We start from the raw sequence: 13,900 nt of genomic DNA on the forward strand, positions 1-13,900 counted from the left end.
ATTAAGCCGGAGTGGGATCGTCACCTTTAATGTCGCGCTTCACTTCCGTATGCTCATCACCTTTTTCGTTACGCAGGTGAACTTCAAGCTGGTTGAAGGCGATATTAATATCGTTTTCACGGCACAGGCGATCGATAGACCGGTTAAGCTCATCTACCGTGTAGCTACGGTCACGCAGTTCACGCACGTATAAACGCAGTTCATGATCCAGCGTGCTTGGCCCGAAGGTGGTGAAGAACACCGCCGGAGCCGGATCGTGCATCACTTTCGGATGTTCTGAGGCTGCCTTCAGCAGCACCTCTTTCACCTTCTCCAGATCCGATCCATAGGCTACGCCCAGGCGGATCACCACGCGCGTCACCGTATCAGAGAGCGACCAGTTGATCAGACGCTCGGTCACGAACGCCTTGTTCGGGATGATCACCTCTTTGCGATCGAAATCGGTAATCGTGGTGGCACGAATGCGGATCTTGCTGACCGTACCGGAGAACGTACCGATGGTGACGGTATCGCCAATTCGCACCGGACGTTCGAACAGGATGATCAGACCGGAGACAAAGTTACCGAAGATCTCCTGCAGGCCAAAACCCAGACCTACCGAGAGGGCGGCCGCCAGCCACTGGAGTTTATCCCACGAGACGCCCAGCGAGCCGAATACCGTCATCGCCCCGACAATAATAATGACGTAGTTCAGGATCGTAGTGATAGCGTACGACGCCCCCTGACGCAGGTTCAGCCGCGAGAGGACCAGCACTTCCAGCAGACCCGGCAGGTTGCGAATCAGCGCCCAGGCTACCACCGACGACACCAGCGCAAACAGCAGGCTGCCCATGGTGACGCTTTTCATCACCGCAGCGCCAGCTTCGGTGCCGTTGTACTGCCAGAGGGTGATGCTGTCGAGGTAGGCGAAAACGGTAATTAAATCAGACCAGATAGCCCAGAACATCACCGCAAACAGCGCGATCATCACCAGCATGGTGATACGCAGCGTCTGCTGGTTGACCTGCTCCAGCGCGATGGTCGGTTCTTCCTGTGGCTCCGCCCCTTCGGCGCCCTCTTTCACCTGATGCTGACGACGCGCGATGGCACGACGGTAAGCAATACGGCGAGCCGCGACGCTTAATCCGCGCAGTACGGTTTGATAGAGCAGATTCCAGACGATCACCAGATAGACCGTTTCGATCCAGCGCCCGGACAGACGCAGCGTGGTATAGAAGTAGCCCGTCGCCGTAAGCACCATCAGCGCCAGCGGAATGATCGCCAGTACCGTCACGGTGGCCAGACGAATATTGTGGGACTCTTTATCACGCCAGCTATCGCGGCACATCGGCCACATGAGGATGGCAATCAGCAGCAGGTTCAGCATAATGACCAGCTGACCCAGCACATCATCCATCAGATGCAGCGGAGACAGTTCAGAAACAACTGACCAGAAGTGAAGCGGCAGAAGCGCCAGGCTGACACGTACAATCTGTCGACGCCAGTGGCTGGTCAGTTGGGCAGGCATGTTGAAATGACGGACCGCAACGCCGTCTTTTTCCAGGACCTTCCAGCACAGGCCAAACACCAGCCAGAACAGCGCCAGTTTTTTGCTGAATGCCCACAGCAGATCGCTGACGTTAAGCTGCATGGTGAGCAGAATCAGGCCTACCGCCAGAATAATCAGGCACACCGGCAGGGCGCGAATAAGGTCGATCAGAATCGCTTTTGGCGTATGGAGCTGGCTGTCGTTGCGCAGTTGCCCCACTTCCGAGGCCAGCTTCGCCTGGTACTGTTTAAGCCATTTCAAACGCCAGCGAATCAGACCGGCAATCAGCAGCAGGGGTAATCCCGCCAGGAAAGCAATCATTACCGCAGGCCAGGCTTTCTCCCAGTTCACGGTGATTTTCATGCTCTTGATCTGCGTTTTCAGCTGCTCAGGGAAGGACTTCACCCAGTCCCAGTCCATCGGCTTGTTGCTGTTCACCCAGAAAATTTGCTGCGTCAAAATCTCCTGCAGGCTTTTGGAAACGCTGACCAGCTGCTGCTGGTTGATCTGCAGGTTGATGGCCATCATCAGCTGGTTGCCCAACTGTTTGTTGAGCTGATCCAATAGCTCACGGCGCATATCGACGACCTGGAGCAGCGCGTCATGCACTTCCGGGTTCACGTCGCTGGAATGACCCTCTTCAATTTTGGCGACGAAGTTATCGCTCTGGAAAAGGGCATCACGCTGCTGATTCACGTCAAATTGTTCCAGACGCAAATCCGCAATGCGGTTAGTCATGTCTTCCAGCTCGTCGGCGGACGGCAGCGTCTGCTGCTGCTGGTAGAGAATACGCGACAGCAGGAGGCTACCTTTCAGGACCGCGATCTGTTCTTTGATGTTGCGTTCCGCCTGCAGCGCCCGATCCAGCCAGTTTTTCACTTTAATGTTTTGCTGAACCAGCGAGTTGCCGTTTTCCGTCGCCAGAATCAGACGCTGACTCAGCTGATGGTTAGCCTCCAGCTCCTGTTTCACCAGCGGGTTGGCCTGAATACGGGCTGTTTCGTCCGGCGATACCGCCTCCTGGGCCGTTTTTTCCGTCAGGGTCAGACGCTTACTGTTTACCGCTTCCTGCAGCAGCTGAAGCTGGTGTTCCAGACGGTTAATATTCGCCGTGACGTAATCACGCTGTTTCTGGAGCGTGTCCTGCAGCACCGTATTCCCTTCCAGGCTTTTACGCTGCTGTTCAATTTGCGCATTGAGTAATGACTGCTGAACCAGCAGCAGAGTTTGCTGCGTTGGGCGAAGCGTCCCTTCCCCCACCGTCGTACCGTTCAGGCGGTTGCGGATCTGCTGCAGCTGCTGAGACGCGGTATACATCGCATTTTGCACGCGCTCGGGCTGGGTTTGCAGAGAGACGAGCTGACTGTTGTAGGTCGCGAGGTCGGACTGCGCGGTTTGCAGATCGTCGAGCAGTTGGGCAACGCGCGACTCCAGCTGACGCAAAGAAAGCGTGGCGAGCGTCTTACGCGTTTCGTCGTCGTTATCGACGTCACTCAGCGCATTCAGCGCTTCCGTGGCCTTGCGCATGTTCTCAGGCGCCTGCGCCACCTTCTGACGAAGCTGGGTGGTTTCTGCTTTAACGCGCTCAATTTTATCAATGTTTTCCAGCGTCTCTGTCAGATCCTGCTGGGTGAGTTTCTCCTGCGGAGAGAGCTCTTTTTGTTTGTTCAGGGTGTCGAGTTGCGACTGAACATCACTGCGTGAGGGGATATCCGTACTGTTATCTGCGCGGGCCCACGAAAGCGGTCCGGTGGAGAAGAAAAACAGCATAGCAAAGAGCAATGCAAAAACAGGATGTTGCGAGCGATTGATGGGCAGCATAGTTGTGAATGATGTCAGCAGATGACCGATAATAGTCCGGCGTGAAGAATATCACGCTCGTCTGAAGCAGAATAGCGTGAACGTTATCCTCTAAGATAAATCCTGGAATGGCTCAGGCGGGTAACGAAGGGGCATCGCTGCGCAGCGTCGGGCAGAACTGACACATTTCCAGTAAAATCGCGACGTAGCTGCGTGCTTCCTGCTTGAGGTCAAAGGAGTCCGGCGCAAAAAGCCAGTTTTCCATCAGGCCCGAAATATAGCTGCGCATCAGGATAGCCGCCCGACGAGTCAGTAAATTAGCCGGTAACAGCTTCGCCTGCATACACTGGGTGAGCGTTTGTTCAATGCGGTCATAACTCTCCAGGCACAAACTACGCTGCGCCTGCTGCACCACCGCCATCTCGCCCACGAACTCGCATTTATGAAAAATTATTTCCATCATTAATCTGCGACGTTCTTCAACTACCGTAGCTTCAAGGATATATACTAATATCTCTCTTAATACTGAGAGTGGATCGTCAGGGAATTTTGCCCGATACTCACTCTCAAGATCGCTAATGCTGGACTCTGAAAGCTCCCAGATTTCACTGAACAGATCTGACTTATCTTTAAAATGCCAGTAAATCGCACCCCGAGTCACGCCAGCAGCCTGAGCAATTTGTGCCAACGAGGTTGATGAAACACCCTGCTGAGAGAACAAACGTATTGCCACATCAAGGATATGTTGTCGGGTTTCCAGCGCTTGTTGTTTAGTTTTTCGTGCCATAGGTGAGTGAATTTACAGGAGTCAGATTTACATACATTTGTGAATGTATGTACCATAGCATGACGATAATATAAACGCAGCAATGGGTTTTTGGACTCAGGACCATTGATCAATTTGAAATCGGACACTCGAGGTTTACATATGAACAAAAACAGAGGGTTAACGCCTCTGGCGGTCGTTCTGATGCTCTCAGGCAGCTTAGCGCTAACAGGATGTGACGACAAACCAGCTCAACAAGGAGCTCAGCAGGCGCCAGAAGTCGGCGTAGTGACACTCAAATCTGAACCTCTGCAGATCACCACCGAATTACCTGGCCGTACCAATGCCTATCGCATTGCGGAAGTTCGCCCTCAGGTGAGTGGCATTATCCTGAAACGTAACTTTACCGAAGGCGGTGATGTGAAAGCCGGTGAGTCTCTGTATCAGATTGATCCCGCGACCTATCAGGCCTCTTATGAAAGCGCCAAAGGCGACCTGGCAAAAGCGCAAGCCGCCGCCAAAATCGCCCAGCTGACGCTGAACCGTTATCAAAAACTGCTCGGTACGAAGTACATCAGTCAACAGGATTATGATACCGCTCTGGCCGATGCCCAGCAGGCTAACGCCGCCGTGGTGGCCGCCAAAGCGGCCGTCGAAACCGCACGTATTAATCTGGCCTATACCAAAGTGACCTCCCCTATCAGCGGTCGTATTGGTAAATCTTCCGTCACGGAAGGGGCGCTGGTACAGAACGGACAAACCACTGCGCTGGCTACCGTGCAGCAGCTTGATCCGATCTACGTTGACGTAACCCAGTCCAGCAATGATTTCCTGCGCCTGAAACAGGAGCTGGCTAACGGCACCCTGAAACAGGAAAACGGCAAAGCCAAAGTGGAGCTAGTGACCAACGACGGTATCAAGTTCCCGCAGGAAGGGACTCTGGAGTTCTCCGATGTGACGGTCGACCAGACTACCGGTTCCATCACCTTACGGGCGATTTTCCCGAACCCTGACAAAAATCTGCTGCCAGGTATGTTCGTTCGCGCGCGTCTGGAAGAAGGCACCAATCCAACCGCACTTCTGGTTCCACAGCAGGGTGTGACCCGTACGCCACGTGGCGATGCGAGCGCGCTGGTTGTCGGGGCGGATGACAAAGTCGAAATGCGCAACATTACCGCCACTCAGGCGATTGGCGATAAATGGCTGGTGACGGAAGGTCTGAAAGATGGCGATCGCGTGATTGTTACTGGTTTGCAAAAAGTTCGTCCTGGTGCGCAGGTCAAAGCACAGGAAGTGAAATCTGACGATAAACAATCTGCTTCGGCCGCTGACCAGTCAGAACAAACCAAGTCTTAACTTAAACAGGAGCCGTTAAGACATGCCTAATTTCTTTATCGATCGCCCCATATTTGCGTGGGTGATCGCCATTATCATCATGTTGGCCGGGGGACTTGCGATCCTGAAGCTGCCTGTCGCGCAATATCCAACGATTGCGCCACCGGCGGTGACAATTTCCGCAACCTACCCGGGCGCTGATGCGAAAACGGTGCAGGACACCGTCACCCAGGTTATCGAACAGAACATGAACGGTATCGATAACCTGATGTACATGTCATCAAACAGTGACTCAACCGGTACAGTACAGATCACCCTGACCTTCGAGTCAGGTACCGATGCTGACATCGCGCAGGTTCAGGTGCAGAACAAACTGCAGCTGGCAATGCCGTTGCTGCCGCAGGAAGTACAACAGCAGGGCGTGAGCGTCGAGAAATCGTCCAGTAGCTTCCTGATGGTTGTTGGCGTTATCAACACCAACGGCACCATGACGCAGGAGGATATTTCCGACTACGTGGGCGCCAACATGAAGGATGCCATCAGCCGTACTTCCGGTGTGGGTGACGTTCAGCTGTTCGGTTCTCAGTACGCGATGCGTATCTGGATGGATCCGAACAAACTGAACAACTTCCAGCTGACGCCGGTTGACGTGATTAACGCGATTAAAGCGCAGAACGCCCAGGTGGCAGCCGGTCAGTTAGGCGGTACACCACCTGTGAAAGGCCAGCAGCTTAACGCGTCCATTATCGCGCAAACCCGTCTGACCTCCGCCGATGAGTTCAGCAAAATCCTGCTGAAAGTGAATCAGGACGGTTCGCAGGTTCGCCTGCGCGACGTAGCGAAAGTGGAGCTGGGTGGCGAAAACTACGACATCATTGCGAAGTTTAACGGTAAACCGGCTTCCGGTCTGGGTATTAAACTGGCGACCGGCGCTAACGCCCTGGACACCGCCACGGCGATCCGCGCAGAGTTGAAGAAGATGGAACCGTTCTTCCCGTCAGGTCTGAAAATCGTCTACCCGTACGACACGACGCCGTTCGTAAAAATTTCGATTCATGAAGTGGTTAAAACGCTGGTAGAAGCGATTATCCTGGTCTTCCTGGTGATGTATCTGTTCCTGCAAAACTTCCGCGCGACGCTGATCCCAACCATCGCCGTGCCGGTCGTTCTGCTGGGGACCTTTGCCATCCTTGCGGCCTTTGGATTCTCGATAAATACCCTGACGATGTTCGGGATGGTGCTTGCCATCGGCCTGTTGGTGGATGACGCCATCGTAGTGGTAGAGAACGTCGAGCGTGTCATGGCGGAAGAGGGTTTACCGCCGAAGGAAGCAACCCGTAAATCCATGGGCCAGATCCAGGGCGCGCTGGTCGGTATCGCGATGGTACTGTCGGCGGTATTTATCCCGATGGCCTTCTTCGGCGGCTCTACCGGTGCGATTTACCGCCAGTTCTCGATTACCATCGTTTCCGCGATGGCGCTGTCGGTGCTGGTCGCATTGATCCTGACGCCTGCGCTGTGTGCCACCATGCTGAAGCCCATTCAGAAAGGCGGTCATGGCGAGCATAAAGGGTTCTTCGGCTGGTTTAACCGCATGTTTGACAAGAGCACGCACCACTACACCGACAGCGTGGGCAACATCCTGCGTAGCACCGGTCGTTATCTGCTGCTCTATATCATCATTGTCGTCGGCATGGCCTATCTGTTCGTTCGTCTGCCAAGCTCATTCCTGCCTGATGAAGACCAGGGCGTGTTCCTGACGATGGCGCAGCTTCCGGCGGGTGCATCGCAGGAGCGTACCCAGAAAGTGCTGGATGAAGTGACGGACTACTACCTCACCAAAGAGAAAGCGAACGTTGAGTCCGTGTTTGCGGTTAACGGCTTTGGCTTTGCGGGTCGTGGTCAGAACACCGGTATCGCCTTCGTCTCTCTGAAAGACTGGGCGGATCGTCCGGGCGAAGAGAACAAAGTTGAGGCCATCACTGGCCGTGCAATGGGGACCTTCTCGCAGATTAAGGATGCGATGGTCTTTGCCTTTAACCTGCCAGCGATTGTTGAACTGGGTACCGCGACCGGTTTCGACTTCCAGCTGATCGACCAGGGCGGTCTGGGTCACGAAAAACTGACGCAGGCACGTAACCAACTGTTCGGCGAGGTGGCGAAACACCCTGACCTGCTGGTTGGCGTGCGTCCAAACGGTCTGGAAGATACGCCGCAGTACAAGATCGATATCGACCAGGAGAAAGCACAGGCGCTGGGCGTGTCCATCAGCGACATCAATACCACACTGGGCGCGGCCTGGGGCGGTAGCTACGTGAACGACTTCATCGACCGTGGTCGTGTGAAGAAAGTGTACGTGATGTCAGAGGCGCAGTACCGTATGTTGCCGAACGATATTAACAATTGGTACGTTCGCGGCAGCAATGGTCAGATGGTTCCGTTCGCGGCGTTCTCAACGTCACGCTGGGAATATGGTTCACCACGTCTGGAACGTTACAACGGTCTGCCATCAATGGAGATCCTGGGTCAGGCCGCACCAGGCCGAAGCACCGGTGAAGCCATGAACCTGATGGAAGAGCTGGCGAGCAAATTGCCTTCGGGCATCGGCTATGACTGGACCGGTATGTCCTATCAGGAACGTCTGTCCGGTAACCAGGCCCCTGCCCTGTATGCCATTTCTTTGATTGTGGTATTCCTGTGTCTGGCGGCACTGTATGAGAGCTGGTCGATTCCGTTCTCCGTTATGCTGGTGGTTCCACTCGGGGTTATCGGTGCACTGCTGGCGGCGACGTTCCGTGGATTGACCAACGACGTGTACTTCCAGGTAGGCCTGCTGACAACCATTGGCTTGTCGGCGAAGAACGCGATACTTATCGTTGAATTCGCCAAAGACCTGATGGAGAAAGAAGGTAAAGGGCTTATCGAGGCGACGCTTGAAGCGGTACGTATGCGTCTGCGTCCTATTCTGATGACGTCACTGGCGTTTATCCTCGGCGTACTGCCGCTGGTTATCAGCTCTGGCGCGGGCTCCGGTGCGCAGAACGCGGTCGGTACTGGCGTGATGGGCGGTATGATCACCGCGACCGTGCTGGCTATCTTCTTCGTTCCGGTGTTCTTCGTGGTGGTTCGCCGCCGCTTCAGCCGCAAAAATGAAGATGTTGAGCACAGTCATTCGGTAGAACCGCACTGATACCGGTTTCACATCATAAAAAGGCCGCATTAGCGGCCTTTTTCATTTTAAGAAAAAATCATAAAATACGCTTATTGTGGTTTTATTTATTTTCTGCCAGCGTAACAGGACATATCATAAATAACGGATAACGTAATCCGAGAATACAGGATTTTTTTAAATTCATTTCTTCGGTCAGAGGGTTAGGAATATTCCTAATTAAAAGTTCGGAAAAACAGAACTCCGGATTTGAACTTTTTCTTCAGGCGCAAACCTAAGCTAATGAAACGTAAGGAAGCTAAGGAAGGTGCGAATAAGTCACCAAACGCAAAAAAACGCCTATGTAAGTGATTGAATTTAATTGACTAAAAGTTTCATTTTCGTTGCGGAGGGTACTTATTCGCACCCTCCCTAACAAAACAAGCGTTAATCTGGATAAAAATGTTCCGTTCCGGATGAACATTTGCGTAGAGTCTCGCAGCCTGCGGTTTTATTTGTAATTTTTCGTAATAGCGCGGTGAAATCCAGACAGGAGTGGCTTATAGTTAGGTTATCAGGAACACAGCACTCATGTAGCTAAGTCAGTTGTATCCATCCCGACAATGATGTTCGGTGAGTAATAAATCACTCAGAAGGGGATGCGCTATGGACGAGTACTCGCCAAAACGGCATGATATCGCGCAGTTGAAATTTCTCTGCGAATCCTTGTACCATGACTGCCTTGCCAATCTTGATGAAAGTAACCATGGCTGGGTAAACGATCCAACGTCTGCCATCAATTTACAGTTGAACGAGCTTATCGAGCATATCGCTACCTTCGCACTTAATTATAAAATTAAGTACAATGAAGATAATAAGCTCATTGAGCAAATTGATGAATACCTGGACGACACCTTTATGTTGTTCAGTAGTTACGGCATTAACGCTCAGGATTTGCAAAAATGGCGCAAATCGGGAAACCGACTATTCCGCTGTTTCGTCAACGTGAGCAGAGCTAACCCCGTTAGCCTTTCCTGTTAAAATTATTACAATTACTAAGGTGAATTTATGTCTGAAAAACCACTCACAAAGGTCGATTATTTGATGCGCTTACGTCGTTGTCAGTCAATTGACACCCTCGAACGTGTCATTGAAAAGAATAAATACGAGCTTTCTGATAATGAACTGGCGGTATTTTATTCAGCTGCTGACCATCGCCTCGCTGAGCTAACGATGAATAAGTTATATGACAAAATCCCCACATCCGTGTGGAAATTTGTTCGTTGATCTTTGAAGTGTGTCTGTAGAGTTTCTACGCCACGTTCTAAGCTGTATTTACCTGTCCCGTTATGCTCCCTGTGCGAAAGCCAGGTCTCCGTGTTAAACGCGCTCATCAGCAACAATGTTGTGACTCTGCTCACATCGGCTTTTCGGGAACGTTCCCCTCCTGGCCAGTTGCGATTACCCTTCAGGAATCACATCCAGAGAGGTTTACGATGAGCATTGAAAAACAGAAGATGATTTCAGGTGAACATTACCGCCCGGGTGATGAGACACTACGAGCCGACAGACTGCGGGCACGCCATCTCATCCATCGCTATAACCACACTGCGCCTGATGAAAAAACAGAACGCCAGACTATTCTGGCGGAACTGCTGGGGCAAAGTGAAGGGGCTTATATTGAGCCGAGTTTCCGCTGCGACTATGGATATAACATTTATCTGGGCAAAAACTTTTACGCGAACTTCGATTGCGTGATGCTGGATGTGTGTCCTGTTCATATTGGCGATAACTGTATGCTCGCGCCGGGTGTTCATATTTATACAGCAACCCATCCCCTGGATGCGGAAGAACGTAATAGCGGCGTCGAGTTTGGTAAGCCCGTCACTATTGGCAATAATGTCTGGATTGGCGGACGGGCCGTCATTAACCCAGGCGTTACCCTGGGTGACAACGTGGTCGTCGCTTCCGGTGCCGTCGTGACGAAAGACGTCCCGTCTAATGTCGTCGTTGGGGGTAACCCGGCGAAGATCATCAAAACGCTGTAAGATCCCGGGGGAGTCAACTGTTATGGTCTTTTAGCGCCTGACTGTTACTTTTTTCAGCGGGATGGCTCCCCTAAAATTGGTAGATACCCTGTATTGTCTACACGCATAAAGGCAAAAAATGACCGAGATACAGCGCCTGCTTACCGCCACCATCGACGATCTTAACCTCCGCGAAAAGCGCGATAATCGCCCGCGCTTTAGCATCAGCTTTATCCGCAAACATCCCGGACTGTTTGTCGCAATGTATGCCGCCTGGCTGGCAACGCTTATTGTGATGCTGAAGTCCGAAACGCTGGTGGACTCCGTCTGGCTACTGGTTGTGTTATTTGTCGTCTTTAACGCTTTTTTCTTTTTCGACGTGAATCCCCGCTACCGTTACGAAGATATCGACGTGCTCGATTTCCGGGTCTGCTACAACGGTGAATGGTACAACACGCGTTTCGTGCCTGCGGAGCTTATCGAGAGCATCATGCACTCTCCGGCCGTTGAAACCGTGCAAAAAGAGAAGCTGCAAAAAATGGTTTCCACCAAAGGTCAGCTCTCTTTCTATGATGTCTTTACTCTTTCCCGCCCTGCTGCTGCGTAATTAACGCCTGCAGGCGTCGGATACCCGGCACAAACTGCGAAGCAGAGGTATTGCCATAACCTAAAACCAGACCGGTTTGTCCCTGCTTCGCCTCCAGGTAGTACCCGCTCAGCGCAGCGGGTGCCAGCTGAAATGCCCTCGCCTTCTCCACCAGCCTCTGGTCATCAATACCGTTAATCGTCACCGTCAGGTGCATCCCGCCCTCTCCGGCAAGAATACGGTGAGGGGTGTGAAGCGCTGTGCTCAGCGCCTCGCGCAGCTGGCGGTAACGTTTACGATAAAGCCGCCGCATGGCAGCAAGATGACGGGCATAGTGACCTTCTTCAATGAACAGCGCGAGGGTGCGCTGCTCCGCACGATGCCCGCCGCGCAGCAGCGAGCCAATGGCAGCGCGCGACGCCTTCGCCAGTGCGGGCGGCAGCACCATAAACCCCATTCTGAGTGACGGAAACAACGTTTTGCTGAAGGTTCCGAGATACACAACAGGGGCGTTATTCACCATTCCCAGCATGGCCGGTACGGGCTCACCGGCATAACGGAACTCGCTGTCGTAATCATCTTCAATGATCCATGCGTTGTGCTGTCGGGCCAGCTCCAGCAACGCCAGCCGCCGCCGAGCGCTGAGCACGCTTCCGTAAGGGAACTGATGCGAGGGCGAAGTGAAAATCAGCGTGGGGGAAGGCGCATTCCGCCCTTCCCAGCACATTCCCTCATCATCCACCGGCATTCCCGTCATTGTCAGGCCGGTTTTGACAAAGGCACTTTTGGCCCCGGCGTAGCCGGGGTTTTCCACCCAGGCAACATCGCCAGGTTCGCTCAACAGTATCGTGCACAGATTAACCCCTTCAAGCGCCCCTTCGGTTATCACTATCTGGCTGGCGTCGCAGTCAATGCCCCGGGAAAGCGCGAGGTGGCGAGCAATCGCCGCACGAAGCGACGGCTCTCCGGCCGGATCGCCATACCCAAGCAGAGCGTTCCCCTCCTCGCGCAAGACGCGATCGTACAATCGCCGCCACAGCGGCAACGGGAAATAGTTGATGGCGGGCGTTCCCGGCGTAAATGCCATGACCGGAGTATCACGCTGCACCGGCGCAGGCAGATGAGTGACCCGTTTTGCCAGCACAACCTCAGGCGCCGGCAATGCCCGGACGCGTGCGCGATGCGCAAATTGAGCAACCTTTGTCCCCTGCCGGTTACGCAGCAAATAGCCTTCAAGCGTAAGCTGGTCCAGCGCCGCGTTAACGGTGTTCCGGGAAACCGCAAGCTGCTGCGCCAGCGTTCGCGAGCCGGATAGCTGGCTACCGGACTGAAGTTTCCCGCTGAGGATGGCCTCTCGCAAAGCCAGATAGAGCGCCCGCTGGAGCGTCTCATCCCCACGCTTTTTCAGTGCAGCATGGAGCAAAGTATAAAATTCATCACCCGGTATATTCATCTCATCTCCTTGTGGTACCAACAAAACATAGCCGAGTGGTGCTTTTTAAGGAACCAGCAATTCACTAGTCTGAAGCTCTTTTCAACGTCACGGAAATGAGGATGAAGACATTCAATGAGTTTGGACAACCCGTGGGCGACGCCCTTATCGACTGGCAGCCTCGACCCCATCCGTCCCGGGTGGTACTGCAGGGGCGTTTTTGTCGGCTTGAACCGCTGCGCGTGGCGCATGCCGAGGCGCTCTTCTCCGCCTATTCCCTGGCCGAAGACACCCGTAGCTGGACGTGGCTGCTGCGCGAACCTGATGCCACGGCCGCTGAATATGCCAAATGGGTGGCGAGCGTGAGTGACTTATCTGACCCGATGCACTTTGCCGTCATTGATAATCAGACCCAGTCTCCGGTGGGAACGCTGGCCCTGATGCGGATCGATCCGAAAAACGGCGTCGTGGAGGTGGGTCACGTTCATTTCTCGCCCCTGTTGAGCCGCACGCCAATGTCGACAGAAGCGCAATACCTGCTGATGCGGTACGTGTTTGATACCCTGGGCTATCGGCGATACGAATGGAAGTGCAACAGCCTGAACGCACCTTCACGCAAAGCCGCACTGCGCCTGGGTTTTCAGTTTGAAGGGCGGTTTCGCCAGGCGCTGGTCATAAAAGGCCGTAACCGGGATACCGACTGGTTTTCGATTCTCGACAAAGAGTGGCCGGCGCTGGCGAGCGCCTTTGAAGGCTGGCTTGCCACCGACAATTTTACCGCCGATGGCAAACAGAAAAGATCCCTGGAAAGCTGGCGAGAAATACGCGCCTAGCGTCTTTTCTTACGCCCCTGAACCGCCTTAAAGCGCGGATTGGATTTGCAAATCACGTATAAGCGTCCCTTGCGTTTGACTATCTGGCAATCCGGGTGACGCTGTTTCGCACTGCGCAATGAGTTAAGCACCTGCATCATTACCCCCGCTTCGCATTAAGAAAACCGCCAAAACGCTTACGGAAGCGCGCCGCGCTGCCATCTGTGGAGAACGTTTTTTGCTTACCGGTATAAAACGGGTGCGATTTCGAAGAAACCTCGATGGTGATGTATGGATACGTTTCACCGTCGAGTTCAATTTCGCGGTCAGTTTTAATGGTTGAGCCGACTTTAAAGTATTCATTGGCACTGGTGTCGTGGAATACCACAGTGCGATACGCTGGATGGATATCGGGTTTCATCATCAATCTCTCATGTTTTGTTATAACATAACAAAATAATATCCA

General features: G+C 53.3%; 12 protein-coding genes. 7 read left to right on the forward strand and 5 right to left on the reverse strand.

Annotated elements, in window-relative coordinates:
• Position 1 precedes the first annotated feature (1 nt).
• Together mscK and acrR are read right to left on the reverse strand one after the other, a co-directional pair.
• Entirely contained in the window at positions 2–3,349 is a 3,348-nt protein-coding gene (gene mscK, locus ACOTXR_RS07280) for a mechanosensitive channel MscK (RefSeq protein ID WP_032637303.1), read from the reverse strand.
• 112 nt (positions 3,350–3,461) lie between these two features.
• Complete coding sequence (gene acrR, locus ACOTXR_RS07285; protein WP_014882805.1) at positions 3,462–4,115, reverse strand: multidrug efflux transporter transcriptional repressor AcrR; 654 nt, start codon at positions 4,113–4,115, stop codon at positions 3,462–3,464.
• Positions 4,116–4,256: 141 nt separating this feature from the next.
• Here acrR and acrA point away from each other — a divergent pair, with 141 nt between their 5' ends.
• The 6 genes from acrA (at position 4,257) to ACOTXR_RS07315 (ending at position 11,211) form a co-directional block, all read left to right on the forward strand.
• Entirely contained in the window at positions 4,257–5,450 is a 1,194-nt protein-coding gene (acrA, locus tag ACOTXR_RS07290; RefSeq protein ID WP_014882804.1) for a multidrug efflux RND transporter periplasmic adaptor subunit AcrA, read from the forward strand.
• A 22-nt stretch (positions 5,451–5,472) separates the two neighbouring features.
• Positions 5,473–8,619, forward strand: coding sequence for a multidrug efflux RND transporter permease subunit AcrB (gene acrB / locus ACOTXR_RS07295; protein WP_014882803.1), 3,147 nt, complete (start codon positions 5,473–5,475; stop codon positions 8,617–8,619).
• Positions 8,620–9,243: 624 nt separating this feature from the next.
• On the forward strand, positions 9,244–9,618 hold the full coding sequence (gene tomB, locus ACOTXR_RS07300) for an Hha toxicity modulator TomB (protein ID WP_008499288.1): 375 nt from the start codon (positions 9,244–9,246) through the stop codon (positions 9,616–9,618).
• 27 nt (positions 9,619–9,645) lie between these two features.
• A complete protein-coding gene (locus tag ACOTXR_RS07305; protein ID WP_014882802.1) occupies positions 9,646–9,864 on the forward strand; it encodes an HHA domain-containing protein in 219 nt (72 codons plus the stop codon).
• A gap of 209 nt (positions 9,865–10,073) precedes the next feature.
• Positions 10,074–10,625 (forward strand): maltose O-acetyltransferase, encoded by a 552-nt coding sequence (gene maa / locus ACOTXR_RS07310; protein WP_014882801.1) that lies wholly within the window; start codon positions 10,074–10,076, stop codon positions 10,623–10,625.
• A gap of 118 nt (positions 10,626–10,743) precedes the next feature.
• Complete coding sequence (locus tag ACOTXR_RS07315) at positions 10,744–11,211, forward strand: YlaC family protein (RefSeq protein WP_014882800.1); 468 nt, start codon at positions 10,744–10,746, stop codon at positions 11,209–11,211.
• Here the strand turns inward: ACOTXR_RS07315 and ACOTXR_RS07320 are convergent.
• Positions 11,183–12,643 (reverse strand): PLP-dependent aminotransferase family protein, encoded by a 1,461-nt coding sequence (locus tag ACOTXR_RS07320; protein WP_058690566.1) that lies wholly within the window; start codon positions 12,641–12,643, stop codon positions 11,183–11,185. The two genes, ACOTXR_RS07315 and ACOTXR_RS07320, sit on opposite strands and share 29 nt — an antisense overlap.
• Before the next feature lie 101 nt (positions 12,644–12,744).
• Here ACOTXR_RS07320 and ACOTXR_RS07325 point away from each other — a divergent pair, with 101 nt between their 5' ends.
• Positions 12,745–13,455, forward strand: a complete 711-nt coding sequence (locus ACOTXR_RS07325; RefSeq protein WP_014882798.1) for a GNAT family N-acetyltransferase — start codon at positions 12,745–12,747, stop codon at positions 13,453–13,455.
• On the opposite strand, the gene ykgO is transcribed toward ACOTXR_RS07325, so the two are convergent.
• Positions 13,452–13,592, reverse strand: a complete 141-nt coding sequence (ykgO, locus tag ACOTXR_RS07330; RefSeq protein ID WP_003859006.1) for a type B 50S ribosomal protein L36 — start codon at positions 13,590–13,592, stop codon at positions 13,452–13,454. The genes ACOTXR_RS07325 and ykgO overlap by 4 nt on opposite strands.
• 2 nt (positions 13,593–13,594) lie before the next feature.
• Positions 13,595–13,855 (reverse strand): type B 50S ribosomal protein L31, encoded by a 261-nt coding sequence (locus ACOTXR_RS07335; protein ID WP_010428154.1) that lies wholly within the window; start codon positions 13,853–13,855, stop codon positions 13,595–13,597.
• Between the last annotated feature and the right edge of the window lie 45 nt (positions 13,856–13,900).

This window comes from Enterobacter cloacae complex sp. IR53030 (genome assembly GCF_049238365.1).
In the GTDB taxonomy this organism is placed as follows: Bacteria; Pseudomonadota; Gammaproteobacteria; order Enterobacterales; family Enterobacteriaceae; genus Enterobacter; species Enterobacter kobei.

Coding starts and splice junctions, on each gene's coding strand:
- mscK (WP_032637303.1), bottom strand. CDS start 3,349: ATGCTGCCCATCAATCGCTCGCAACATCCTGTTTTTGCATTGCTCTTT.
- acrR (WP_014882805.1), bottom strand. CDS start 4,115: ATGGCACGAAAAACTAAACAACAAGCGCTGGAAACCCGACAACATATC.
- acrA (WP_014882804.1), top strand. CDS start 4,257: ATGAACAAAAACAGAGGGTTAACGCCTCTGGCGGTCGTTCTGATGCTC.
- acrB (WP_014882803.1), top strand. CDS start 5,473: ATGCCTAATTTCTTTATCGATCGCCCCATATTTGCGTGGGTGATCGCC.
- tomB (WP_008499288.1), top strand. CDS start 9,244: ATGGACGAGTACTCGCCAAAACGGCATGATATCGCGCAGTTGAAATTT.
- ACOTXR_RS07305 (WP_014882802.1), top strand. CDS start 9,646: ATGTCTGAAAAACCACTCACAAAGGTCGATTATTTGATGCGCTTACGT.
- maa (WP_014882801.1), top strand. CDS start 10,074: ATGAGCATTGAAAAACAGAAGATGATTTCAGGTGAACATTACCGCCCG.
- ACOTXR_RS07315 (WP_014882800.1), top strand. CDS start 10,744: ATGACCGAGATACAGCGCCTGCTTACCGCCACCATCGACGATCTTAAC.
- ACOTXR_RS07320 (WP_058690566.1), bottom strand. CDS start 12,643: ATGAATATACCGGGTGATGAATTTTATACTTTGCTCCATGCTGCACTG.
- ACOTXR_RS07325 (WP_014882798.1), top strand. CDS start 12,745: ATGAAGACATTCAATGAGTTTGGACAACCCGTGGGCGACGCCCTTATC.
- ykgO (WP_003859006.1), bottom strand. CDS start 13,592: ATGCAGGTGCTTAACTCATTGCGCAGTGCGAAACAGCGTCACCCGGAT.
- ACOTXR_RS07335 (WP_010428154.1), bottom strand. CDS start 13,855: ATGAAACCCGATATCCATCCAGCGTATCGCACTGTGGTATTCCACGAC.